The organism is Lactobacillus sp. OTU4228, from assembly GCF_001006945.1.
Lineage (GTDB): Bacteria > Bacillota > Bacilli > Lactobacillales > Lactobacillaceae > Lactobacillus > Lactobacillus amylovorus.
The window spans coordinates 160029-184727 of sequence record NZ_CDLD01000004.1; the positions used below are offsets into that span (position 1 = coordinate 160029).

Below are 24699 nucleotides of genomic sequence, written 5' to 3' on the forward strand. Positions count from 1 at the left end.
CATGTCAAACGTTTACCACATTGCTTATACCACTAGAATAACTTATTTATGCATAAGTGTACAAAATAAATCAAGAAATTTATGTCAAACGATTGACATATTTTTTGGATGCGTTATCATAATTAGCAAAATGAAAATAAAACGTTTACATAGGAGGAAACAAATATGGACCATAGAAAGGTGGCGGAACGAGTAATTAAAGATGTGGGCCACGACAATATTATCGCTGGTGCGCACTGTGCTACTCGTTTGCGTTTAGTATTAAAGGATGATTCAAAAGTTGACCAAAAAGCATTGGACAATGATCCTGATGTTAAAGGTACTTTTAAGACCAATGGTCAATATCAAGTAATTATTGGACCAGGGGATGTTAATGATGTCTATGATGAATTCATTAAGATTACTGGTTTAAAGGAGCTATCAACTGATGACTTGAAGAAAGTGGCAGCTGAGGGTCAAAAGAAGAACCCAGTAATGGACTTCATTAAACTTTTGTCTGACATTTTCGTACCAATTATTCCAGCCTTAGTTGCTGGTGGTTTGTTGATGGCTTTGAACAACTTCTTGACTTCACCAGGTTTGTTTGGTTCTAAGTCAGTTGTTCAAATGGCTCCAAATATTGCTGGTTTATCAGCAATGATTCAAGTTATGTCAGCTGCTCCATTTATCTTTATGCCAATCTTAGTTGGTATGTCGGCTGCTAAACGATTTGGTGCTAACCAATTCTTAGGTGCCACAATCGGTATGATTATGACTACCCCAGGACTTCTTGGTGCAAATCACTTCTGGAATATTTTTGGTTTACAAGTTGCACAAACTAACTACCAATATCAAGTTATTCCAGTCTTAGTAGCTGTTTGGGTATTGTCAATTTTGGAAAAATTCTTCCACAAACGCTTACCATCTGCAGTTGACTTTACCTTTACGCCACTTCTTTCAATTATGATTACTGGTTTCTTAACTTTTGTAATTATTGGGCCAGTCTTCAAGGGCGTTTCAGATGCAATTACTAATGCTATTGTATGGCTTTACAACACTACTGGTGCCTTTGGGATGGGTGTCTTTGGTCTTACTTACTCAGCAATTGTTACTACTGGTCTTCATCAAAGTTTTCCAGCCGTTGAAACTCAACTTTTGGCAGCCTTTGCTAAGAATCCAGCAAGTTCTGGTGACTTTATCTTTGTTACTGCATGTATGGCTAACGTTGCTCAAGGTGCCGCAACCTTCGCAATTTACTTCTTAACTAAGAACAAGAAGATGAAAGGTTTGGCAAGTTCATCAGGTGTATCTGCACTTCTTGGTATTACTGAACCAGCATTGTTTGGTGTTAACTTGAAGTATAAGTTTCCATTCTTCTGTGCTTTGATTGGTTCAGGTGTTGCTGCCGCATTTGCAGGCTTTACACATGTTACTGCTGCTGCACTTGGTTCAGCTGGTTTCCTTGGATTCCTTTCAATTTATCCAAAGACCATTCCAATGTGGATCGTTTCTGTGTTAATCAGTTTCGCAGTTGCCTTCATCTTAACTTACGTTTACGGTAAGGGTCACTTGAAGGAAGAAGTTGCTGAACAAGACGTTCCAGTAAACGATGCTGCTGATTACGCTGAAGAAAACCAAAAGGCAGAAAAGCTTGGTAAAGAAGAATTATCATTAAAGGATGAAATTATTGTTTCACCAGTTAATGGTACTCCTGAAAGTTTAACTAAGGTTAATGACCAAGTATTCTCAGCTAAGTTAATGGGTGACGGTGCCGCTGTTATCCCTAGTGATGGCACAATTTACTCACCAGTTACTGGTACTGTAACTATTGCTTATGAAACTAAGCACGCATATGGTATTAAGTCAGATAACGGTGCAGAAGTCTTGATTCACATCGGTCTTGATACTGTAAACCTTAAGGGTGAACACTTTGAAAGCTTTGTAAAACAAGGTCAAAGAGTTGAAAAAGGCGATAAGCTTGGCAGCGTTGACCTTGATGCTGTAAAGAAGGCAGGTTACGACACTACTGTTATGGTAGTCATTACTAACACCCCTAACTACGCAAACGTTCAACGCATTACCGACGCTGGCGACAAGCACGGTGATAAGTTGATCGCTGTTACAGCTCGTAATTAATCGTTGATATCTTATTCCTTAAAACAATTAACAATAAAGAAAAACGCTCAAGAGATAATCTTGGGCGATTTTTCATGTTAAATAATATAATTGATTAAAAATTCTAAATTGTTAGAAGGAAAAATTATGACGATTGGTGATGCTTTAAGAAAAGAAAGAGAAAACTTGGATTTGACGCAAAAAGAAATGGTGGAAGGAACATCTATTTCTGTATCTCATTATTCTAAGATTGAAAATGATATTCAGGACATAAAGGCAAAAGACTTATTTGAATTATTAGATGCTAGAAAAATCGATGTTAATAATTTTAGAAAAAAGATTATTGATAAAAAACGGAATAGTTTAAATGAACTAGCAGATCAGTTAACTAAAGCTTTTTATAAGCCAGATATTAAATTGGCTAAGGCAGTAAAAGAACAATTAGCCGATTTTTCTGATGCGGAAGAGTTACAAATTCGGGCTGAATTAGTAGTTGCAGTTTTGACTAATAATTTAAAAGAAACCAAGCAAGAACTAAGCGCAAAGTTAATTAATTATTTTGAAAGGGATGCTACCTGGATGGATGATCCAGATATGTTGAGAATTATTGGAAATTCTACTAGAGTAATTGATTTTAACTTCTTAGCTACCTTGATGAATAAATTGTTGGTGAAATATCAAAAGATAGATCAATATCCATTAGATACACAAAAGCGTATTGGCAATATTTTCGTTAATTATTTGCATGTTTTATATGATTATCGTGCTAAAAGAATGGCTCGAAAATATATCAATTTTTTACAAAATTTACCGGGAATTCCTGAATTGACCTTAGATAAGCTAATGGGTGATTATTATGATGCTGTTTTTTTCAAGAATGAAAAGGAATTGGCACAAACTTTAAGCGTATTAAAACGAGTTGTCCCTAAGATAGTAAGTGGACTACCAGAGAAATAGTTTCCATTTGGAAAACAAGATCAAGGTTTGGTAAAGGAAGTATCTAATTAAAAAGATAATGGTTAATATCAAAGGTGTGAGAAAAGAAGGAAGGTATAGATATGGATATATTGGTAACACCAGTAATTTCTACAATTATTGGTTTGATGTGGCTTGTGTAAAACTGGAAGGAAGAATTATTATGATTGAAGCACAAGTACAATTATTACACACTTTGAAGATGCCGTATGCTAGAGTGGTACAAAAAGGAAACATTGGTGAAACGTATGTGTACGCTTTACAGATGTATAAAAATCAAACTTTAGTAAGTAGAATTCGAAATGATCAAGAATACTTAAGTTTCCCGTCACCTCAAACTTGGTTGACAGGTACTGCGAGTGGTCATACTCAGACATGGGAATATGCTACAAAAAATAATTGGTTTGTGGGTGTGAAGCCTAATGAACGAGTTACTGAGGGAATTAAATGGAGTACTCAGATTGCTCGAATGAAATTTGGAGAGAGTTATGACAAAAATACTCAATTATCTCGGTTATCTCAGTTAGTTGAAGCAACAGATGCCAATTGGCATGGTCAACACTTATTGAGAGTAGAAGCCGCAGCAACTCCTAATTATGATAAGTTACTGATCGCAGGTATTTGAAATAATTATTCAGGTCATTTTGCTTTGTATAATTTAGATTCAATTAATAGTAAATTGAATTCTTATGGTACAACACCAGTTCCAATAAATGTATTTGATAAAGAGAAGAATGCATTTCACATTGATAACTTTTTTAATGGCGGCAGTGGAGATACGTATATCGATTCTGTACAAGGATTTGATATCGATAATAACTGGAATATTTATGTTACTTGTCAAAAATCTACCACTATAGAAAGTGACATTCATCCTAAGATTGTAAAAATTCCGTGGGGATCTTCGTCTAATAATAATGGTCAAGCCTTCTCATTAAATGGTATAGTAGATAATAATTATTATACAGAGTTAGAAAGTATTCAAATTACTGGAACTGGAAACGTATATGTGACAGCATCGTACCATGATAAATATGATGCTAATAACACAGTTGTAGAAAGTAGAATATATCAAGTGTTTGGTATCTTATAAAGGTGACTATTGAATGAAACATTCTAAAAAGTATTTGAACTTTTACATTGCGGTACTTATGGTGGTGAGCTTCCTCTGTTTCTTCTCACAAAATACATCAGCTGCAACTTATACTGGTACATTGAATCATAATACTTATGTATATGATAAAAGTGGTAAACGTAAGACTTCCTACAAGAAATTGTTTAAGGGAGAAAAAGTTACGTTAGTTGGTAACTTAACATCTAAAACGGTAACTAATCCATATACTAGTATGCCTTATACTAGAAGCCAGTATGATGGACTTCCGGTTAATGCACCATTCTACTTTTTTGTAAACGATTATGGTCAACCAAAAAAGATGTGTTATGTTTCATATCGCATGATTAAAAAGCAGCCATACTATAACATGGGGCAAGGTAATTATGTTAAAGCAGCCAATGTGGGCCATATAGGTAAATACGCAGTTTACGCTACAGAATTAACTTTGACTGTTAAGCGTGATGCTCATCTGTATAATTATGCGGGTAATCCAATTTCTCAGATGGTTAAAAAGGGGCAAAAAGTCAGAGTTGATGCTTTACTCAATTTGAAAAACTATAATGTTTCTAGCAGGGTTTATTGCTTCTACCGGATCAAAGGAACACAAACTTATATCTATGCAAATGATACAAAACGTCCAAGAATTGATTTGCAGTTTGCGGAAACTATAGAGAATAGACAAAAAGAACAGGATAGGCTACACAGTAAAAACTAATATGAAGAAAATCGCTCAAGAAACAATCTTGAGCGATTTTTCATGTTATGCTACAAAAAAGAAGGTGGATAATCATGAATGTAAAAAGAAATCGAACTTGGTTATTGTTCATTGCTTGCATCATTTTGAGCATAGTTTTTATCTTTTTTAGTGGAGTGAAGAATGTTACTAAAAGTTATGGCATAGTTTTGCTCATCTTTTCAATTTTGCCCATTATTCCGGCAATTCTATTAACGGCCAAAATAAAACTGCCACGCATTTTTACTAGTGGTTTAACTTTTATTTTCTATTTGCTTTAGATGGTTTCGCTAGGCTTTAACTACTACCTACAAAGTTGGGCAGGAATCGTCTTCATAATTATTCTAGTCATCTTTTTCATGCTTTTGGGGATGCTTGTTGCCTTGATTAGAACTTTGTGCAGTCGGAAAAATGGCAAATATTACTTTACCGATGAAGAAGCAAATAAAACATATGAATATACCAGCTTTGGTAAGGCTTATAAAAAGCAATTATCTTATACCTTGGTCGAAGGACTATGGGATGCATTATTTTCTTCAATTTTTGATTGGTTTTAAAAAATGACCGCTTACTTCAATTTTGTGACCTCTTAGTTAAATTGGCTAGTTTTTCGTAATAAAACGCGGTGTAATAGGATTATAGAAATGAAGGGGATGAAAAAATTGAAGGTTAAATTAGAAATTGATCCTGATAACCAGGAATCGGAAGTAATTATCAAAGCTAATAAAATTACTCCAGAACTAGAGCGAATTTATCGTAAATTGCAAGATGAATCATCTCATCCTGATCAAATTACTGGAGTAAAGGATGACAAAGCATATTATCTCGATATAAATCAGATTCTATTCTTTGAAACTGCTGATAAACAGGTAATGGCACATACTATAAATCATAGCTATGCTGTGAAATATAAGTTGTATGAATTAGAAAATTTGCTTGGCGGACAATTTATGCGAGTATCTAAATCAACAATTCTTAACTTAGATCAGATTTATGCTTTGACTAAATCAATTTCTAATTGCCAGATTCAATTTCATCATTCTTACAAAACCGTTTATGTTTCTAGACGTTACTACCGCGAATTAAAAGATAAATTAAACGAAAGAAGGACTTACTAATGAAAGCTAAGTGGAGTCGAATTTTCTGGGGCGTTGGGTTAATTGCAGCTGCCGTGTTCTTAGTAATTGACCAGTTACATTTATTACCATTTACGATAGGTTTCTGGGCGATCTTTTGGACAGTAGTTTTTGTAGCTAGTTTAATTACTTCGGTAATCAATAAGAATTTATACGGGGCTATTTTCTCAATTGCCTTTTTGGTAATTGTCTACGCTAAGCCACTTCATATTTCAGCACTATCTCCTTGGACCATTTTGCTTGTGGCAATTCTGGTTTCTGCCGGAATTAGTTTGATTTTTAGAAATAGTTTTAAGCCCACGATCATCATTAATGGGAAAAAGGTTAATGCAAATTGGTCGGACTTGATAAATAAGAATTTTAAAGCAGATAATGTCATCACTGATAATAGTTTTGGCGTTGATAGCGATAATGTTGTGATTAGTGGCAAGATGACTGAAGCTTCACGTTACATTCATTCGCAAAATTTGAAAACAGTTACTATTGATTCTTCAATGGGAGACGTTAGCGTTTATTTAGATGATGCCAAAGCTGCAGGGGATGAAGTAATCATGAATATTAATACTTCGATGTGTGATGTTGATGTTTATATTCCAAGTGATTGGCAAGTTGAAAATAATATGCAAAATAGTTTGAGCGATGTCGATATTGATCACAGCAAAGGAACTGGCACAAAGTTGATCTTACAGGGTAGAAATACCATGGGAGATTTAACTGTTAAACATGTAAAAGATTAAGAAAATTCAAAATTAGCACTCCTTATAAAAAAGTGCTAATTTTTTCTTGCTTTTTTTTGGTAAACGGGTTATTATCATATTTGTAAGTTAGCACTTGATAAATAAGAGTGCTAATCAATTAATAATGATTTTAAACTTTTAAAAAGAAGAAAATAAGTTATAAGGGGGACTAAACGTGTTACAACCAATCGGTGATCGTGTAATCGTTAAAGTTAAAGAAGAAGAAGAAAAGACAGTTGGCGGCATCGTTTTAGCATCAAATGCTAAGAAGAAGCCAATTGAAGGCGAAGTTGTAGCTGTCGGTGAAGGTGCTTACGCATCAAACGGCGAAAAGATTCCTATGGTCGTTAAGAAGGGCGACGTAGTTATCTACGACAGATATTCAGGCACTAACGTTGAATACGAAGGCGAAAAGTATTTAGTTCTTCACGAAAAAGACATTTTAGCAATTGAAAAGTAATTAAAGGAGCGGATATAGAATATGGCAAAAGATATTAAATTCTCAGAAAATGCAAGACGTTCCCTTTTAAAGGGTGTTGACAAGTTAGCTGATACTGTTAAGACCACTATTGGTCCTAAGGGTAGAAACGTTGTTTTGGAACAAAGCTACGGCAACCCAGATATTACTAACGATGGTGTTACTATTGCTAAGTCAATTGAATTAAAAGACCACTACGAAAACATGGGTGCTAAGCTTGTTGCTGAAGCTGCACAAAAGACTAACGACATTGCCGGTGACGGTACTACTACTGCAACTGTTTTAACTCAAGCAATTGCTCGTGAAGGTATGAAGAACGTTACTGCTGGTGCTAACCCTGTAGGTATTCGTCGCGGTATTGAAAAGGCTACTCAAGCTGCCGTTGATGAATTACACAAGATCAGCCACAAGGTTGAATCAAAGGACCAAATCGCTAACGTAGCTGCTGTTTCATCAGCATCTAAAGAAGTTGGTGACTTAATCGCTGACGCTATGGAAAAGGTTGGTCACGATGGTGTTATCACTATTGAAGATTCACGTGGTATCAACACTGAACTTTCAGTAGTTGAAGGTATGCAATTCGATCGTGGTTACTTATCACAATACATGGTAACTGACAACGACAAGATGGAAGCAGATCTTGACAACCCATACATCTTGATCACTGACAAGAAGATTTCTAACATCCAAGACATTTTGCCACTTCTTCAAGAAATCGTTCAACAAGGTAAGGCTTTGTTAATCATTGCTGACGATGTTTCTGGTGAAGCTCTTCCAACTCTTGTATTGAACAAGATCCGTGGTACTTTCAACGTTGTTGCTGTTAAGGCTCCTGGCTTTGGTGACCGTCGTAAGGCTCAATTACAAGATATCGCTGCTTTGACTGGTGGTACAGTAATTACTGATGACTTAGGTCTTGAATTGAAGGATGCTAAGATTGATCAATTAGGTCAAGCTCGTCGTGTAACTGTAACCAAGGACTCAACTACTATTGTTGACGGTGCTGGTTCAAAGGACGCTATCCAAGAACGTGAAGATTCAATCAGAAAGCAAATTGAAGAATCAACTTCAGACTTTGACAAGAAGAAGTTGCAAGAACGTCTTGCAAAACTTACTGGTGGTGTAGCTGTTATCCACGTTGGTGCTGCTACTGAAACTGAGCTTAAGGAACGTCGTTACAGAATCGAAGATGCCTTGAACTCAACCCGTGCTGCTGTTGACGAAGGTTATGTTGCTGGTGGTGGTACTGCTTTGGTAGACGTAGAAAAGGCTATCAAGGACCTTAAGGGTGACACTCCAGATGAACAAACTGGTATCAACATTGTTTTAAGAGCACTTTCAGCACCAGTTCGTCAAATTGCTGAAAACGCAGGTAAAGACGGTGCCGTTGTATTGAACAAGCTTGAAAACCAAGAAAACGAAGTTGGTTACAACGCTGCTACTGACAAGTGGGAAAACATGGTTGACGCAGGTATCATTGACCCAACTAAGGTAACTCGTACCGCTTTACAAAACGCTGCTTCAATTGCTGCATTACTCCTTACTACTGAAGCTGTTGTTGCAGAAATTCCTGAAGAAAAGCCAGCTGCTCCACAAGGTGGTGCAGGTGCCGGCGCCCCAGGAATGGGTATGTAATTTAGAAACTAATTTCTGATAAAAGAATAAAACTCTCACTCTAGTTCAAATCCAAATAAATACTTAAATAGACTTCGAAGTTGAGCAAAAAAGTTCAGCTTCGAAGTTTTTCTTTTATCTTCCTTTATAGCGTATAATAATTACCAGTGATCAAGCATAGGAATAGAAAAGAGATTGTATGGCAAAAGCAAGTACGACTCCAATGATGGAGCAATATTACGAAATTAAAAAGCAATATCCTGATGCCTTTCTTTTTTATCGCGTCGGAGATTTCTATGAACTTTTCGAAGACGATGCGGTTAAGGGCGCTCAGATTCTTGAATTAACTTTAACACACCGTTCAAATAAAACTAAGAATCCAATTCCGATGGCTGGTGTACCTCATTTGGCCGTTGATACTTATGTAAATACTTTGGTTGAAAAGGGATATAAGGTTGCACTTTGCGAACAGCTCGAAGATCCTAAAAAAGCTAAGGGCATGGTAAAGCGTGGCATTATTCAATTGGTAACTCCAGGTACCATGATGAATGAAGGTCCCAATGATGCTAAGGATTCTAACTATTTAACTTCAGTAGTGACTACTAAGAGTGGCTTTGGCTTAGCCTACAGTGATTTATCAACTGGTGAAATTTATGCGACACATTTGAAGAGCTTCGAAGCTGTTTCTAATGAACTTTTATCATTAAGAACACGCGAAGTTGTTTACAATGGTCCTTTGACTGAACAAAATAAGGACTTTATGCATAAGGCTAATATCACCGTTTCCGCGCCTACGCCAATTGAAGGCGAACATGCCGAGATTTCTTATGTTGAACAAAATTTAACCAATAAGGCAGAAAAAGAAGCTACGCGTCAACTGGTAGGCTATCTTTTATCTACCCAAAAGAGAAGCTTAGCCCACTTGCAAATTGCTAAGAGCTACGAAGTAAACCAATACTTACAGATGTCGCATACTGTTCAAAATAATTTGGAATTAGTTGCATCTGCTAAAACTGGTAAAAAAATGGGCTCGCTTTTCTGGGTTCTTGATAAAACTCATACGGCAATGGGTGGGCGTCTGCTTAAGCAATGGTTAGCTCGACCACTGCTTAATGTGGATGAGATCAACCACCGTGAAGAAATGGTGCAAGCTCTGCTTGATGGTTACTTCACACGTGAAAATGCGATTGATGCTTTGAAGGGCGTTTATGACCTAGAGCGTTTAACTGGTCGAATTGCCTTTGGCAATGTTAATGCACGTGAACTTTTGCAATTATCCCGCTCACTTCAAGCTGTGCCTGTAATTTTGGATGCTTTGAACCAATCAGATAGTCAAGTGCTAGAAGATTTTGCCCAAAAGATTGATCCATTAAAGGGCGTAGCAGAAATGATTTCAACGACTTTGGTTAAGGATCCACCAATTTTGACTACAGAAGGTGGCTTAATTCGCGAAGGCGTTGATAAGCAACTGGACCGCTACAAGGATGCCATGAATAATGGTAAAAAGTGGTTAGCTCAAATGGAAGCTGACGAACGACAAAAGACCGGTATTGATAACTTGAAAGTTGGCTATAACAAGGTCTTTGGCTATTACATTCAAGTATCTAATGGTAATAAGAGCAAGGTGCCACTGGATCGCTACACGCGTAAACAGACTTTGACCAACGCTGAACGTTACATTACGCCAGAGTTGAAGGAACACGAAAACTTAATCTTGGAGGCGCAAACTCGTTCAACTGACTTGGAATATGACTTGTTCGTTAAATTACGTGAGGAAGTTAAGAAGTATATTCCTGCCTTGCAAAAATTGGGTGGGCAACTTGCAGCCTTAGACGTTTACTGCGGCTTTGCGACCGTAGCTGAACAAAATAATTACTGCAGACCTCACTTCCATACCGATAATCAGGATATCGATGTGGTTAATGGCCGCCACCCAGTAGTTGAAAAAGTTATGACTGCCGGTTCCTACATCCCTAACGATGTCAAAATGGATTCAGCTACCAACATTTTCTTGATTACTGGTCCTAACATGTCTGGTAAGAGTACCTACATGAGACAAATGGCTTTAATCGCAATCATGGCGCAAGTGGGCTCCTTTGTCCCAGCTGATAGTGCTGATTTGCCAATATTTGATCAAATCTTTACTCGAATTGGTGCTGCCGATGACCTGATTTCTGGTCAAAGTACCTTCATGGTTGAAATGAGCGAAGCAAACGATGCTTTGCAATATGCAACTAAACGCAGTTTGGTTCTCTTTGACGAAATTGGTCGTGGTACTGCAACTTACGATGGTATGGCTTTAGCTGGGGCGATCGTTAAGTATCTGCATGATAAAGTAGGAGCTAAGGCATTATTTGCGACCCACTACCATGAATTAACTGCACTTGATGAGACACTGGATCATTTAAAGAACATCCACGTTGGTGCGACTGAAGAAAATGGCAAGCTGATCTTTTTGCACAAGATTTTACCAGGACCAGCCGACCAAAGTTATGGTATTCACGTTGCCCAACTTGCTGGTTTACCACGTGCCGTATTGCGTGAAGCAACCAAATTATTAAAACGTCTTGAAGCACAAGGCAGTGAACTTGCTCCAGTTAGTCAGCAATTAGACTTATTCGCAGAGCCTGTGGATAGTTCAGATGAGGAAGAGCAAATACAAAATGACAAGCCAGCTATGACCGATGCGGAACAAGATGTGCTTGACGATATTTCTAATCTTTATTTGGCCGATAAGACACCACTTCAAATTATGCAAATGGTAGCGGATTGGCAAAAAGACTTGAAGGATGATAACTAATTATGCCTAAAATTCATGAATTATCTGAAACTTTAACCAATCAAATTGCGGCAGGTGAAGTTATTGAACGTCCTGCCAGCGTAGTTAAAGAATTGGTGGAAAACTCCCTTGATGCTGGAGCCACCCGAATCAGAGTAGATTTTGTGGATGCAGGATTAAAGCAAATTGTAGTACAGGACAACGGTACAGGAATTGAACGTGATCAAGTTGACCTGGCTTTTACGCGTCATGCGACTAGTAAAATTAGCAACGAGCATGATCTGTTTAAAGTTTCGACTTTAGGCTTTAGAGGTGAAGCTCTGGCTTCAATTTCCGCGGTAAGTCACGTAGAAATTTTAACGGCAACAGACGGAGCAATTGGTACAAGAGCTACTTTTAGTGGCGGCAATAAAAAAGGTCAAGAAGATGCGGCATCGCAAAAAGGGACCAAGATTACGGTGCAAGACCTGTTTTTCAACACGCCAGCGAGATTGAAGTATCTGCGCAGTCCGCGAACCGAAATCATGAAGATTGTGGATATTATTAATCGCTTAGCATTAGGTTATCCACAAGTATCTTTTACCTTGTCGAATACGGGTAAAATTTTACTCAGAACAACTGGCAATGGTAATTTAAAACAAACTGTTGCCAATGTTTATGGGCGCCATATTGCGGAAAAAATGGAAGACATCGAGGCAGAAGATACTGATTTTAAAGTTACGGGCTTAATTTCTAAACCAGAATTGACTCGTTCAACCCGCAACTTTATTTCAATTCTGCTTAATGGACGTTATATTCGAAACTTCCAACTGAATACAGCAATTATGGATGGTTATGGCTCCAAACTTGAGGTGCGGCATTATCCAATTGCTGTTGTGTCTATTAAGGTCGATCCTTTGTTAGTCGACGTAAATGTGCATCCCACTAAGCAAGAGGTACGTTTATCTAAGGAAAAAGAACTTAGTCGATTGATTACAACTGCAATCAGTAATGCACTTGTGGAAAAAGTTGAGCAAACTAGTGCATTTGCCAATCTAGAAAATAAGCGTGAAACATTAGTAGACCAATTGCAATTCAACTTGAATCAAGATGTGGTAAATACAGAACGTAAAGAAGTACCAGAAATTCATGATCAGGTAGAAAAACCAAAATTTAAGGCTGCTAAGGAAACTGGCAAATACGTTGATCTAAACATTCCGCGTGAAAATGACAAATACATTATCACCAAAACCTGGGATCAAAATGTAGAAGAGCAGCAAAAACTTACGCCTTTTGGTGCCTCTCCTGCTAATCAAGAGGTGATTTCCAGCGGGGATGAAGTTTTAGCCAATAATTTGCCACGTCTAGCCTATGTTGGTCAGACCGATACCTACATCATTGCAGAGAATGAAGGGGATCTGTTCTTGATCGATCAGGTTGCAGCTAGAAGAAGACTGCAATTTGAAAAAACATATCAGATACTAGCTTCTAAAAAAATTGTGCAGCAGGGTCTGCTTACGCCAATTGTCTTAGAACTCGGCAATCTAGATTTTATCCAAATTAAAGATAAGCTGGAGCAGATTAAACAGATTGGCATTTACTTAGAAGAATTTGGTCAAAATAGTTTTATTGTGCGTTCATATCCAACTTGGATTCATGAAAATATCGAAGAAACGATTCGCCAAATCTTAGATAGTTATCTGAATTTGGATAAGGGTCAATCTGAGAAGCTGTTTAAACGTGTAGCTGAGATGGAAGCCAAACATGCAGTAACGGGGAAAATCGATTTGTCTGCCGCAGAAGCAAAACAAATTATTAGTGATTTGCGCAAAACGGCTGATCCATATCATGATGCCTCAGGGCGTCTAGTTTTGGTCCGCATGAGCCAAAATGAATTAAAAAAGATGTTCAAAAGGGATGATTAATAATGTATGAATATTTTGAAGGAATAATTTCCGTCATTACGCCAAGCTATATCGTAGTAGATGTTAACGGAGTGGGCTATAAGGTGTATAGTCCAACGCCATTTGCTTATACTCAAGGACAAAAGGCCAAGGTTTATATCGAACAAGTTGTGCGTGATACCGGCATTACTTTATATGGTTTCCAGAGTCAAGATGACAAAGGACTTTTCCTTAAGTTGCTTAGTGTAAGCGGCATTGGTCCTAAGAGTGCCATGGCAATTATGGCAGCCGAAGACAGCAATTCCTTAGCTGAAGCAATTGAACAAGGTGAAGTTAAATACTTAACTCGCTTCCCTGGTGTGGGCAAAAAGACCGCCTCACAGATTGTGCTTGATCTAAAGGGGAAGTTAGGCGACTACGTTGCTCGTCTTGATCGTAAGGATAACGATGAAGAAATTTCTCCAGCATTAAATGATGCATTATTAGCATTAATTGCTTTGGGCTATACCCAAAAAGAAGTTGACCGCATTACGCCTAAGTTAATCGAGGTCGATGCCGATACAGCAGATCAATATATTAAAAAAGGTTTAGCATTGCTGCTTAAGAAGTAGTTCTTGTTATAATAGTACAAGCAATGGATTTTTAATAAGGAAGTGAAACTGGTGGCAGAAAACGATGATGCAGTAACTTCAGGACAAGTTGAAGGCTCTGAAGAAGAAGCAATGGAATTATCTTTGAGACCGCAAACTTTGGACCAGTATTTGGGTCAAGAGCGTGTTAAAAAAGAAATGTCCATTTATATTAAAGCCGCAAAACAACGTGATGAGGCATTAGATCACGTTTTGCTATATGGACCACCGGGTTTAGGTAAGACGACATTAGCTTTTGTAATTGCCAATGAATTGGGCGTTCACTTAAAGAGTACTAGTGGCCCGGCAATTGAAAAAGCCGGCGATTTGGTAGCATTGCTATCTGATCTTGATCCAGGCGATGTCTTATTTATCGATGAAATTCATCGTCTTGCTAAACCGGTTGAGGAAGTCCTTTATTCCGCAATGGAGGACTACTACATTGATATCGTAATTGGTGAAGGGCAAACTACGCACGCAGTTCACGTGCCGCTTCCACCATTTACTTTAATTGGGGCAACGACACTTGCTGGACAGTTATCTGCTCCTTTGCGTGACCGTTTTGGAATCGTGGAGCACATGCAGTATTACACTGTTGACGAATTGGAAAAGATTGTGCAACGTTCAAGCGATGTTTTCCATACTTCAATTGCGCTAGAGGCTGCGCATGAACTAGCTCGTCGTTCACGCGGAACGCCCCGTGTAGCTAATCGCTTGTTAAAGCGTGTACGTGATTTTGCGGAAGTAAAAGGCGAAAAGACGATCTCGCTTGCCACTACCGAAAATGCATTAAAGCAGCTGCAGGTTGACGATGAAGGGCTAGATCAAACTGACCGTAAATTGTTAAGAACCATGATTGAGGGCTATAATGGTGGCCCTGTTGGTATTAGAACTTTGGCCGCAAATATTGGTGAGGATATGGAGACGATTGAGTCACTCTATGAACCATATTTGCTTCAACATGGTTTTATTTTATTAACGCCCCGCGGCAGAATGGTGACCGATAAGGCATATTTACAGTTAGGTTTGCCTATTCCGGGTGATAAATAGCAAAATTTTCTGTATAATGGATATATTATATTGAAAAATTTAATAGTTTTATGAGGTGAAAAATTTGAATACTGTATTTTTAGCAAACGCTGGCGGTGCTGCCGGCAACAACTGGATGATGATCATCTTATTCATTATTTTGATTGGTTTTACTTACTTTGGTATGATCCGTCCACAAAAGAAGCAACAACAACAAAGATTGCAAATGATGGATAAGTTGAAGAAGGGCGACGAAGTTATTTTAGTAGACGGTTTGCACGCAAAGATTGACAAGATCAACAGTGATAAGACTGTTGTTGTTGATGCAGACGGCATTTACTTAACTTTCGAAAGAATGGCTATTCGTCGTGTATTGCCAGCTGCTGCTAAGCCAGCAGCTCCAGCCGAAGCTGCTAAACCAGCAGAACCAGCTAAGCCTGCTTCTTCAGATGAAGCTAAAAAAGAAGATAAATAATTGACCAACAAAAAGCGCAAAATAATGCGCTTTTTATTTTGCCTAAAAATTGGTTGTTGTAAAATAGAATATGAATGAAATAACGAATTAAAGAAAGGGACTTAGTTATGAAAAATATCCCAGTTATAATGATTATTTTTGGTGGTAGTGGTGACTTAGCTCACCGTAAGCTTTACCCATCCTTGTTTAATTTATATGAACAAGGTTTGATCCATGACAACTTTGCAGTCATTGGTACTGCACGTCGTCCATGGTCACATGAGTATTTACGTGAACAAGTTTCAGATGCTATTCACGAAACTCATGATCAAGTAGATGAAAACGAAGTAAAGGCATTTGCTAGTCACTTCTATTACCAATCTCACGATGTTACTAATGTTGAACACTATGTAACTTTGAAGAAATTGGCTCAAGAACTTGATGATCGCTACTCAGCTCAAGGTAACCGTCTATTTTACATGGCTATGGCACCAAGATTCTTTGGTACAATTGCCACTCACATCAATGATCAACACTTAACCGGTAGCGGCTTTAACCGTATCGTAGTTGAAAAGCCATTTGGTCATGATTTAGCTTCAGCTGAACAATTAAATAAAGAAATTACCGCCTCATTTGATGAAAATGATATTTTCAGAATCGACCACTACTTAGGCAAGGAAATGATTCAAAATATTATGCCAATGCGCTTTACCAACCCATTAATTAAGAATATCTGGTCAGGCGAATACATTAAGAATATTCAAATTACTTTGGCAGAACGTTTAGGTGTAGAAGCACGTGGTGGTTACTATGATACTTCAGGTGCTTTGCGTGATATGGTTCAAAACCACATCTTCCAAATCATTACTTTGCTTGCAATGCCAGAACCTAAAGACTTGTCATCAGACAGCGTTCACCAAGCTAAGCAAGAATTGCTTAAGAGTTTAATTATTCCAACTCCAGAAGAAGTTAAGAAGAACTTTGTAAGAGGCCAATACTTAGGCAGCGATACTACTTTTGCTTACAAGAAAGAACCTAATGTTGATCCTGATTCAACTACTGAAACTTATGTAGCTGGTAAGACTAAGTTTACAAGTGGCCCAATTGCTGGCGTGCCAATTTACTTCAGAACTGGTAAGGAATTTAAGGAAAAGAAGACCAGAATTGATATTGTTTTAAAGCATATCAATAATCCATATGGTCAAGCTCATTCAAACAACATTACGATTGAAGTTGATCCTGAAAGTAAGATTTATATCACTATCAATGGTAAGAAGATTGACGAACCAGGTATTCGTCGTGAAGATTTAACCTACGTCTTTTCAAAGGAAGAAATGGCTAAGGTGCCAGATGGTTATGAACGTTTGCTTCATGATGTATTTGTTAACGATTCAACCAACTTCACTCACTGGAGCGAATTGAAGCGTTACTGGGAATTCATTGATGCTGTTGAAGATGCATGGCAAAAAGAAAACGAAGCAGGCAATCCAGAAATTGCGCAATACTTGCCATATAGAATGGGTCCAAAGGAAGCAGACAATATCTTTGAATCACCAACTGAACATTGGATTTATGAATAAAGAAAATTTATTACCGCAAAATGACATCCATCGCCGGATTATTCATCTGGATATGGATGCTTTTTACGCTTCAGTGGAAACTAGAAGACATCCAGAATATAAAGATAAGGCGCTGATTGTAGGACAAGATCCGTGTGAGAATAATGGGCACGGCGTAGTGGCAACTTGTAATTATGTTGCGCGTAAATATGGGGTCCACTCAGCAATGGCTAGTATTCAGGCTGTGCGTTTGGTTCCCCAGGATAAGCTAGTTTTTGTAGCACCTGATTTTAAAACTTACCGTAGCGTTTCGGCTCAGATTCATTCTTTTATGCATGATATTACTGACAGAGTAGAATCAGTTGCACTTGATGAAGCGTATCTTGACGTAACTCATAATAAATTGGGTGAGGAATCAGCTGTTAAGTTAGCGCTTGATTTACAAAAAAGGATCAGAAAAGAAATAGGGTTAAATTCATCTTTTGGCGTTTCCTACAATAAATTTTTAGCCAAGATGGGCTCAGAATATGCCAAGCCGTTTGGCCGTACCGTGATTTTGCCAAGTGAGGCTAAACAATTTTTAGGGATGCAAAAAATCGAGAAGTTTCCGGGTGTTGGCCCTAAAACGCAGGAACAATTGCATAAGTTGGGTGTTTATACAGGTGCCGATTTGCAGCAAGTTGATGTACTGGTTTTGCTTAATAAGTTTAAAAAGATGGGTTATATTTTGGCCCAACATGCGCGTGGCATCGATTTAAATCCGGTAGTGACCGATTCAGAGGTCAACCGAAAATCAATTGGCATCGAGCGTACCTATGAACCAGCGATTTTCACGCAAGATGAAGCTCTCAGCAGAATTCGCGTTTATTGTGATTATTTAGAAAAAGAATTAAAAAAGCGCAACTTTCGCGCTTCTACGATTGTTTTGAAAATCCGCAATAATAATTTTGATACGGTTACGAAACGGAGAAAATTGGTAAAGCCATCTGACGATCGTTTTGATTTTTATGAGGTAGCTAGAGAATTATTTGAGAGTACACATGGCTTTCTAGAAGATGGTATTCGTTTGTTAGGCGTAACAGCGACGGACTTTAAAAAAGAAAATTATCAGGCAATTAATTTGTTCGATTATTAATCAGACGCGTTTTTCTGTTAAACTAGATACAGATATTTTTAGAAGACGAGGGAAAAACAATGAGTAGTTTTGATGACATTTACGAAAAAATCTTACAATATCCAACTATTATCTTGCACCGTCACACTAGTCCAGACCCAGATGCAATTGGCTCACAAGCTGGATTAGCTCGTGCAATTATGGAAAAGTTCCCAGACAAGCGTGTGCTTTGTGCTGGTGAAAACGACGAAGGCGATCTTGCTTGGATCAACCACATGGACCAAGTTAAGGCTACTGATTATGAAGGTGCTTTGGTAATCACTACTGATACTGCCAATACACCAAGAATTTCTAACAAGCTTTACAACAAGGGTGATTTCTTGATTAAGATTGACCACCACCCAGATGTTGATCCATACGCAGACATGAGCTACGTTGATCCAGATGCTCCTGCAGCTTGCCAAATCATTGTTGATTTCTTAAACGCTGAAGATTTCAAGATTACTAAGGAAATTGCTTACCCACTTTACGCAGGTATTGTAGGTGACACTGGCCGCTTTATGTACCCTGAAACTTCAGAACACACCTTTAAGGTAGCTGCTCAACTTGCTTCAACTGGGATTGATATTACTGAAATCGCTAGAAACATTGCCGATGTAACCTTTGATGAAGCTAAGCTTCAAGCACTTGCAATGGACAAGATGGAAATTGATCCAGTTGGCGCAGCTTACACTATTTTGACTCAAGACGACCTTAAGAAGTTAGGGTTAACTGATGATCAATCTAACGTAGCAGTATCAACTCCAGGCCGCATTAAAGATGTTTTGGCTTGGAACGTCTTTGTAGAAAAGCCAGATGGCACTTACCGTGTACACTACCGTTCAAAGGGCCCAGTTATTAATGAACTTGCTGCTAAGCATGATGGTGGTGGCCATGCTCTTGCAAGTGGTGCCAACGCCAAGGATTTGGACGAAGTAAAGCAAATCTTTGCGGAAGTCGTTGAAGTAACTAAGAAGTATAAAGAAGATCATGAATAATATTTTTGAAGATTCCAGAATTAAGCCTGCCGTTCAAGCCGGTTTAAAGAAGATCCACTTTGAAAAGCCAACTAAGGTGCAGGAAAAGGTTATTCCTGCAATGCTTTCTGATTTAAGCGTAGTAGTTCAAGCTGCTACAGGATCAGGTAAGACACATGCATATTTGGTGCCAATTTTTAATGAAATTGATGAAGCTGCTCATACTGTGCAAGCAATTATTACTTTGCCTAGTCGTGAATTAGCTGATCAACTTTATCAAGTAGCACGTGAACTTAGAAAAGCTTCAGGGATGAACTTTTCAATTGCTCACTTGGCTGGCGGAACTGACAGAGAACGTCAACTTGAAAAGTACCAAAATAATACGCCACAGTTAGTAATTGCGACACCTGGTCGACTTTTGGACTTTGTACAAAAGAAGGTTTTTGCAGTAGATCAAGTGAAGACCTTTGTCATCGATGAAGCTGATATGACGTTAGACATGGGCTTTTTAGCAGATATCGATCAAGTAGCCGCTAAGTTGCCTAAGGATGTTCAAATTGCAGCCTTCTCAGCTACAATTCCAGTTAAGTTGTCTAACTTTTTGCGTAAATACATGGCTCACCCTGACCAAATCGTCATTGATAACCCAAGCGTAATTGCACCAACGATTAAGAATGACTTAATCGATATTGGTTCTAAGAACCGCAAGAGCGTTTTGTACAAGTTGCTTACGATGGGCCAACCATATTTGGCTTTAGTCTTTGCCAATACTAAACAAACCGTTGATGAATTGACCAAGTACTTGCAAGATCAAGGCTTAAAAGTAGCCAAGATTCACGGCGGAGTTACCGAAAGAGAAAGAAAAAGAACTCTGCGTCAGGTTGAACAAGGTCAATATCAATACGTTGTAGCCAGCGATTTGGCCGCTCGTGGCCTAGATATCGATGGGATTAGTTTGGTCATTAACTACGAAATTCCACGTGATATTGAATTCGTTATTCACCGAATTGGTAGAACTGGTCGAAATGGTTTATCAGGTCATGCTATTACCTTGATTCGTGAAGAAGAAATGAACCGCATTGAAGAACTTGAAAAGATGGGCGTTCACTTTGACTTTGTCGAAATTAAGAATGGCGAACTTGTACCACGTAAGCACTACCGCAGTCGTGAAAATCGTCAAAGCAAGAACCGCAAGCTTGATACCAAGTTAGTTGGCTACGTTAAGAAAGAAAAGAGAAAGCGTAAGCCAGGCTACAAGAAGAAGATCAAGCGTGCAATTGCCGAAGACAATCGTCAAAAGCGCAAGCTTGAACAACGTCATGAAATTAGGAAAGCTAAACGACAAAGAAAACGTCGTAGAGAGCAAGGGCGTTGACAGACGTTAATTTTGTAGTACAATTATTTTCAGCTTAAGATATGTTTTTTGATTAATTATTTCATAGAGAGAGCCGAAGGATGGGAAGGCTTAGTAATGGTCAAGAAATGCTCCTTTAAGTTTAATAATTAAGAATATTAAGAGGTAACAAACACTGTTGCAATCAAGGTGGTACCGCGCGCGGAGCGTCCTTGAATAACTGCAATGGTGTTTTTTATTTGTTTTAGGGAGAAATTATTAATGAAGAAACTAAATAGTTCAGAGTTTCGTCAAATGTTCTTAGACTTCTTCAAAGAACATGGTCACATGATTATGCCTAGTGCATCACTTATTCCACAAGATGACCCAACTCTTTTGTGGATTAACTCTGGTGTTGCTACGATGAAGAAATACTTCGATGGTTCAGTTGTACCAAAGAACCGCAGAATTACTTCTTCACAAAAATCTATCAGAACTAACGATATTGAAAACGTTGGTAAAACTGCTCGTCACCAAACTTTCTTTGAAATGCTTGGTAACTTCTCAGTAGGTGACTACTTCAGAGATGAAGCTATTCCTTGGGCATGGGAATTCTTAACTAGTCCTAAGTGGTTAGGCTTACCAAAGGATAAATTATACTGTACTGTTTATCCAAAAGATGAAGATTCATTCAAGGTTTGGGTAAAAGCTGGTATGCCAGCAGACCACATTGTAAAACTTGAAGATAACTTCTGGGATATTGGTGAAGGTCCATGTGGTCCTGATACTGAAATCTTCTACGACCGTGGTCAAGAAAACAACGATGTTGCTGAAGACGATCCAGAAAACTTCCCTGGTGGTGAAAATGCTCGTTACCTTGAAATTTGGAACATCGTATTTTCACAATACAACCACTTGCCAAATGGTAAGTACGTTGATCAACCACACAAGAACATCGATACTGGTATGGGTCTTGAACGTGTACTTTCAATTTTGCAAGATGCACCAACTAACTTTGAAACTGATTTATTCTTGCCAATTATTCATGCAACTGAAGAAATGACTGATGGCAAGAAGTACGGTGAAAACAAAGAAGACACTACTGCATTCAAAATTATTGCCGACCACGTTCGTGCTGTAAGTTTTGCTATTGCTGATGGTGCTCTTCCATCAAACTCAGGCCGTGGTTATGTTTTACGTCGTTTGATCCGTCGTGCTGACTTAAACGGTCAACGTTTGGGTATTAGGGGTGCCTTCCTTTACAAGCTTGTACCAGTTGTAGGTAAGATCATGGAAAGTCACTACCCAGAAGTAATGGATCAACGTGGCTTCATCGAAAACGTTATTCAAAACGAAGAAGAAAGATTCCAATCAACTCTTGATACTGGTTTGACTTTGCTTGACGACTTAATCGACAAGGCTAAGAACTCAAAGGACAAGACCATTTCAGGTAAGGATGCCTTCAAGATGTTCGATACTTACGGCTTCCCATACGAATTAACTTTTGAATCAGCTCAAGATGCTGGCCTTAAGGTTGACAAGAAGGGCTTCGATGCTGAAATGGAAGCTCAAAAGGAACGTGCACGTAAAGCTCGTGGTGACCTTCAATCAATGGGTCGTCAAGATGTAACCTTGATGAACATTAAGGACAAGTCAGTATTTGAACGTGATACTTACGAAGAACCACATGCTAAGTTGCTTGATATCGTTGTTGACGATAAGTTAGTCGACAAGGCTGATGGAGAACACGCAACTTTAGTATTTGATAAGACTCCATTCTACGCAGAACGTGGTGGTCAAGTTGCCGATCATGGTAACATTTATAGCCAAGATGGCGAACTTGTTGCTAAGGTTATTGACGTTCAACACGCTCCTAACGACCAAAACTTACACTTCGTTGACCTTATTTTGCCTGTAGAAAAGGGTAAGGAATACATATTGAAGCTTGATAAGGAACGTCGTGAAGGTCTTCGTCACTCTCACTCAGCAACCCACCTTCTTCACGCAGCCCTTCGTCAAGTATTGGGTGAACACACTCACCAAGCAGGTTCATTAGTTGATCCTGATTACTTGAGATTTGATTTCACTGCTTTGGAACCAATGACTCCACGTGAAATCAAGACTGTTGAAGAATTAGTAAACCAAAAGATTTGGGAAGCTATTCAAGTTAAGACTACTATCACTACACCTGAAGAAGGTGAAAAGATGGGTGCCTTAGCATTGTTCAACGGTAAGTACGGTGACAAGGTTCGTGTCGTACAAATGGGTGACTTCTCATCTGAATTCTGTGGTGGTACTCACGTAGACAACACTAACCAAATCGGTATCTTCAAGATCACTTCCGAATCAGCTGTTGGTGCAGGTATGCGTAGAATTGAAGCCGTAACTTCAAAGAAGGCTTACGAATACTTAGCAGAACGTTCAAGCTTGCTTGATGACATTCAAGAAGATGTTAAGGCAACTAAGCCAGACAACATTATTGATAAGATTGACTCACTTGAAAGTGACCTTCACGATAGCCAAAAGCAAGTTGAAGCTTTGACTAAGAAGATCAACCAAGCTAAGGCTGGTCAAATCTTTGACAATGTAAAGCAAGCTGGCGATTTGACTGTAATCTCAGCTATTGCAGATGTAAACAACATGAATGACTTGCGTGAACTTGCCGACAACTGGAAGAGTGGCAACAAGTCAGATGTTTTGGTATTAGCTGCTAATAACGATGGCAAGGCTAACATGATCATCAGCTTGGACCAAAAGGCATTAGACAAGGGTCTTAAAGCCGGCGACTTGATCAAGATTGCTGCCCCAATCTTTGGTGGTGGCGGCGGTGGTCGTCCAAACATGGCTCAAGCCGGTGGTAAGAAACCAGAAGGTTTGAATGACGCTATTAAAGCTGTTATTGACGAAATTTCTAAGAACTAAGCATTAATTAATTGTGTTTACGCTTTTTTTCAAGTAAAATTGTTGACAGGAGGAATAAATATGAGTTCGCTAGATAAGACTATGCATTTTGACTTTAACCAGAATAAGGGGAAAAATGTTTATGATACTCTGCAAGATGTTTACAATGCGCTTGAAGAAAAGGGCTATAATCCTATCAACCAGATTGTAGGTTACTTACTTTCTGGCGATCCTGCTTATATTCCACGGCACAATGATGCCCGTAACTTGATTCTTAAGCACGAACGTGACGAGATTATTGAAGAACTTGTTAAGAGTTATCTTGGTAAGAATAAATAATGCGATTATTAGGTCTAGATGTAGGTTCTAAAACCGTAGGGGTTGCTGTTAGCGATGAGCTAGGCATTACTGCACAAAAGTTAGAAACTATTCAAATTGATGAAACCAAATATAATTTTGGTATGCGTCCCTTAAAGAAATTGGTAAGACAATATGATCCAGAAGGATTCGTATTGGGTTTGCCTAAGAATATGGATGGGACTTCAGGATCTTCTGTTGCACGAAGTAAGGCATATGGCAAACGACTTGAAGAAAAGTTTGGTTTACCTGTGTATTATTCTGATGAAAGATTAACAACAATTGAGTCGCAGCGAGTACTTGTAGAAGATGCTGGTATTCATGACCGTAAGAAACGTAAACAAGTGATTGATCAGATGGCAGCGGTGCTCATCTTGCAAAATTATTTAGATTTACACCGAAAGGATTAACATGGCAGCACAAGTTAATGGTGACGATGAAGATCGTCAAATTACTTTGATCGACGATCAAGGTAATGAAGAATTGTATGAAGTATTATTTACTTTTCATTCTGATGATTATGACAAATCATACGTGCTTCTTTATCCAGCCGCTGTTGGCGATGATGAAGACATCGAAGTACAAGCTTTCAGTTACGATGCAGATGATGCAGGCGATGTAACAAGCAGTGATTTGCACGAAATCGAATCTGATGATGAGTGGGACATGGTCCAAGGAGTTTTGAATACTTTCTTAAACGATGACCGCTTGAGTGGTAAGTAAATAAAAAAGGACTGGCTGTGGCTGGTCCTTTTTGTTAGTTT

General features: G+C 38.5%; 21 protein-coding genes and 1 pseudogene. All 22 read left to right on the forward strand.

What is annotated here, in order from left to right; all coding sequences use genetic code 11:
• The first annotated feature begins 165 nt into the window (after window positions 1-165).
• The 22 genes and pseudogenes from BN1206_RS01610 to BN1206_RS01720 all read left to right on the forward strand — a co-directional run bounded on the left by BN1206_RS01610 (window position 166) and on the right by BN1206_RS01720 (window position 24658).
• Window positions 166-2115, forward strand: a complete 1950-nt coding sequence (locus BN1206_RS01610) for a sucrose-specific PTS transporter subunit IIBC (protein ID WP_052542794.1) — start codon at window positions 166-168, stop codon at window positions 2113-2115.
• Between the two features lie 126 nt (window positions 2116-2241).
• Complete coding sequence (locus BN1206_RS01615; RefSeq protein WP_013437219.1) at window positions 2242-3051, forward strand: helix-turn-helix domain-containing protein; 810 nt, start codon at window positions 2242-2244, stop codon at window positions 3049-3051.
• Window positions 3052-3271: 220 nt separating this feature from the next.
• Window positions 3272-4162: pseudogene (locus BN1206_RS01620) on the forward strand (helveticin J family class III bacteriocin).
• Between the two features lie 13 nt (window positions 4163-4175).
• The gene (locus BN1206_RS01625; RefSeq protein ID WP_013437221.1) at window positions 4176-4898 is read left to right on the forward strand and encodes an SLAP domain-containing protein; all 723 of its coding nucleotides are present in this window, start codon (window positions 4176-4178) and stop codon (window positions 4896-4898) included.
• Window positions 4899-5197: 299 nt separating this feature from the next.
• On the forward strand, window positions 5198-5473 hold the full coding sequence (locus BN1206_RS01635; protein WP_041806866.1) for a hypothetical protein: 276 nt from the start codon (window positions 5198-5200) through the stop codon (window positions 5471-5473).
• Between the two features lie 105 nt (window positions 5474-5578).
• Window positions 5579-6034, forward strand: a complete 456-nt coding sequence (locus tag BN1206_RS01640; RefSeq protein ID WP_014565570.1) for a LytTR family DNA-binding domain-containing protein — start codon at window positions 5579-5581, stop codon at window positions 6032-6034.
• The gene (locus BN1206_RS01645; RefSeq protein WP_013641519.1) at window positions 6034-6789 is read left to right on the forward strand and encodes a LiaF transmembrane domain-containing protein; all 756 of its coding nucleotides are present in this window, start codon (window positions 6034-6036) and stop codon (window positions 6787-6789) included. The genes BN1206_RS01640 and BN1206_RS01645 overlap by 1 nt, the downstream gene beginning before the upstream one ends.
• A gap of 175 nt (window positions 6790-6964) precedes the next feature.
• On the forward strand, window positions 6965-7249 hold the full coding sequence (groES, locus tag BN1206_RS01650; RefSeq protein ID WP_013437226.1) for a co-chaperone GroES: 285 nt from the start codon (window positions 6965-6967) through the stop codon (window positions 7247-7249).
• A 21-nt stretch (window positions 7250-7270) separates the two neighbouring features.
• Window positions 7271-8902 carry a chaperonin GroEL gene (gene groL, locus BN1206_RS01655; protein ID WP_013437227.1) on the forward strand — a complete coding sequence of 544 codons (1632 nt, stop codon included), beginning with the start codon at window positions 7271-7273 and terminating at the stop codon, window positions 8900-8902.
• 202 nt (window positions 8903-9104) lie between these two features.
• Entirely contained in the window at window positions 9105-11681 is a 2577-nt protein-coding gene (gene mutS / locus BN1206_RS01660) for a DNA mismatch repair protein MutS (RefSeq protein ID WP_136860415.1), read from the forward strand.
• A gap of 2 nt (window positions 11682-11683) precedes the next feature.
• On the forward strand, window positions 11684-13564 hold the full coding sequence (gene mutL, locus BN1206_RS01665) for a DNA mismatch repair endonuclease MutL (RefSeq protein WP_046433572.1): 1881 nt from the start codon (window positions 11684-11686) through the stop codon (window positions 13562-13564).
• Between the two features lie 2 nt (window positions 13565-13566).
• Entirely contained in the window at window positions 13567-14154 is a 588-nt protein-coding gene (gene ruvA, locus BN1206_RS01670) for a Holliday junction branch migration protein RuvA (RefSeq protein ID WP_013437230.1), read from the forward strand.
• Window positions 14155-14205: 51 nt separating this feature from the next.
• Window positions 14206-15222 (forward strand): Holliday junction branch migration DNA helicase RuvB, encoded by a 1017-nt coding sequence (ruvB, locus tag BN1206_RS01675; RefSeq protein WP_052542796.1) that lies wholly within the window; start codon window positions 14206-14208, stop codon window positions 15220-15222.
• Between the two features lie 64 nt (window positions 15223-15286).
• A complete protein-coding gene (gene yajC / locus BN1206_RS01680) occupies window positions 15287-15676 on the forward strand; it encodes a preprotein translocase subunit YajC (RefSeq protein WP_013437232.1) in 390 nt (129 codons plus the stop codon).
• A 107-nt stretch (window positions 15677-15783) separates the two neighbouring features.
• Window positions 15784-17235, forward strand: a complete 1452-nt coding sequence (zwf, locus tag BN1206_RS01685; RefSeq protein WP_013437233.1) for a glucose-6-phosphate dehydrogenase — start codon at window positions 15784-15786, stop codon at window positions 17233-17235.
• The gene (gene dinB, locus BN1206_RS01690; protein ID WP_022087054.1) at window positions 17228-18349 is read left to right on the forward strand and encodes a DNA polymerase IV; all 1122 of its coding nucleotides are present in this window, start codon (window positions 17228-17230) and stop codon (window positions 18347-18349) included. The genes zwf and dinB overlap by 8 nt, the downstream gene beginning before the upstream one ends.
• 59 nt (window positions 18350-18408) lie before the next feature.
• Window positions 18409-19365, forward strand: coding sequence for a DHH family phosphoesterase (locus tag BN1206_RS01695; protein ID WP_013641529.1), 957 nt, complete (start codon window positions 18409-18411; stop codon window positions 19363-19365).
• Complete coding sequence (locus BN1206_RS01700) at window positions 19358-20719, forward strand: DEAD/DEAH box helicase (protein ID WP_013437236.1); 1362 nt, start codon at window positions 19358-19360, stop codon at window positions 20717-20719. The genes BN1206_RS01695 and BN1206_RS01700 overlap by 8 nt, the downstream gene beginning before the upstream one ends.
• Window positions 20720-20959: 240 nt before the next feature.
• On the forward strand, window positions 20960-23599 hold the full coding sequence (gene alaS, locus BN1206_RS01705; protein WP_013641530.1) for an alanine--tRNA ligase: 2640 nt from the start codon (window positions 20960-20962) through the stop codon (window positions 23597-23599).
• Window positions 23600-23659: 60 nt separating this feature from the next.
• Window positions 23660-23917 (forward strand): IreB family regulatory phosphoprotein, encoded by a 258-nt coding sequence (locus tag BN1206_RS01710; RefSeq protein WP_003549189.1) that lies wholly within the window; start codon window positions 23660-23662, stop codon window positions 23915-23917.
• Window positions 23917-24345, forward strand: coding sequence for a Holliday junction resolvase RuvX (gene ruvX / locus BN1206_RS01715; RefSeq protein WP_013437238.1), 429 nt, complete (start codon window positions 23917-23919; stop codon window positions 24343-24345). The genes BN1206_RS01710 and ruvX overlap by 1 nt, the downstream gene beginning before the upstream one ends.
• 1 nt (window position 24346) lies before the next feature.
• Complete coding sequence (locus tag BN1206_RS01720; protein WP_013437239.1) at window positions 24347-24658, forward strand: DUF1292 domain-containing protein; 312 nt, start codon at window positions 24347-24349, stop codon at window positions 24656-24658.
• Window positions 24659-24699: the final 41 nt, after the last annotated feature.

What these genes read in the sequence shown, in the direction of transcription:
- zwf (WP_013437233.1), top strand. Translation starts at nt 15,784, where the DNA reads ATGAAAAATATCCCAGTTATAATGATTATTTTTGGTGGTAGTGGTGAC.
- BN1206_RS01625 (WP_013437221.1), top strand. Translation starts at nt 4,176, where the DNA reads ATGAAACATTCTAAAAAGTATTTGAACTTTTACATTGCGGTACTTATG.
- BN1206_RS01615 (WP_013437219.1), top strand. Translation starts at nt 2,242, where the DNA reads ATGACGATTGGTGATGCTTTAAGAAAAGAAAGAGAAAACTTGGATTTG.
- alaS (WP_013641530.1), top strand. Translation starts at nt 20,960, where the DNA reads ATGAAGAAACTAAATAGTTCAGAGTTTCGTCAAATGTTCTTAGACTTC.
- BN1206_RS01695 (WP_013641529.1), top strand. Translation starts at nt 18,409, where the DNA reads ATGAGTAGTTTTGATGACATTTACGAAAAAATCTTACAATATCCAACT.
- groL (WP_013437227.1), top strand. Translation starts at nt 7,271, where the DNA reads ATGGCAAAAGATATTAAATTCTCAGAAAATGCAAGACGTTCCCTTTTA.
- BN1206_RS01610 (WP_052542794.1), top strand. Translation starts at nt 166, where the DNA reads ATGGACCATAGAAAGGTGGCGGAACGAGTAATTAAAGATGTGGGCCAC.
- BN1206_RS01635 (WP_041806866.1), top strand. Translation starts at nt 5,198, where the DNA reads ATGGTTTCGCTAGGCTTTAACTACTACCTACAAAGTTGGGCAGGAATC.
- BN1206_RS01700 (WP_013437236.1), top strand. Translation starts at nt 19,358, where the DNA reads ATGAATAATATTTTTGAAGATTCCAGAATTAAGCCTGCCGTTCAAGCC.
- dinB (WP_022087054.1), top strand. Translation starts at nt 17,228, where the DNA reads ATGAATAAAGAAAATTTATTACCGCAAAATGACATCCATCGCCGGATT.
- BN1206_RS01720 (WP_013437239.1), top strand. Translation starts at nt 24,347, where the DNA reads ATGGCAGCACAAGTTAATGGTGACGATGAAGATCGTCAAATTACTTTG.
- ruvA (WP_013437230.1), top strand. Translation starts at nt 13,567, where the DNA reads ATGTATGAATATTTTGAAGGAATAATTTCCGTCATTACGCCAAGCTAT.
- BN1206_RS01710 (WP_003549189.1), top strand. Translation starts at nt 23,660, where the DNA reads ATGAGTTCGCTAGATAAGACTATGCATTTTGACTTTAACCAGAATAAG.
- BN1206_RS01645 (WP_013641519.1), top strand. Translation starts at nt 6,034, where the DNA reads ATGAAAGCTAAGTGGAGTCGAATTTTCTGGGGCGTTGGGTTAATTGCA.
- ruvX (WP_013437238.1), top strand. Translation starts at nt 23,917, where the DNA reads ATGCGATTATTAGGTCTAGATGTAGGTTCTAAAACCGTAGGGGTTGCT.
- mutS (WP_136860415.1), top strand. Translation starts at nt 9,105, where the DNA reads ATGATGGAGCAATATTACGAAATTAAAAAGCAATATCCTGATGCCTTT.
- mutL (WP_046433572.1), top strand. Translation starts at nt 11,684, where the DNA reads ATGCCTAAAATTCATGAATTATCTGAAACTTTAACCAATCAAATTGCG.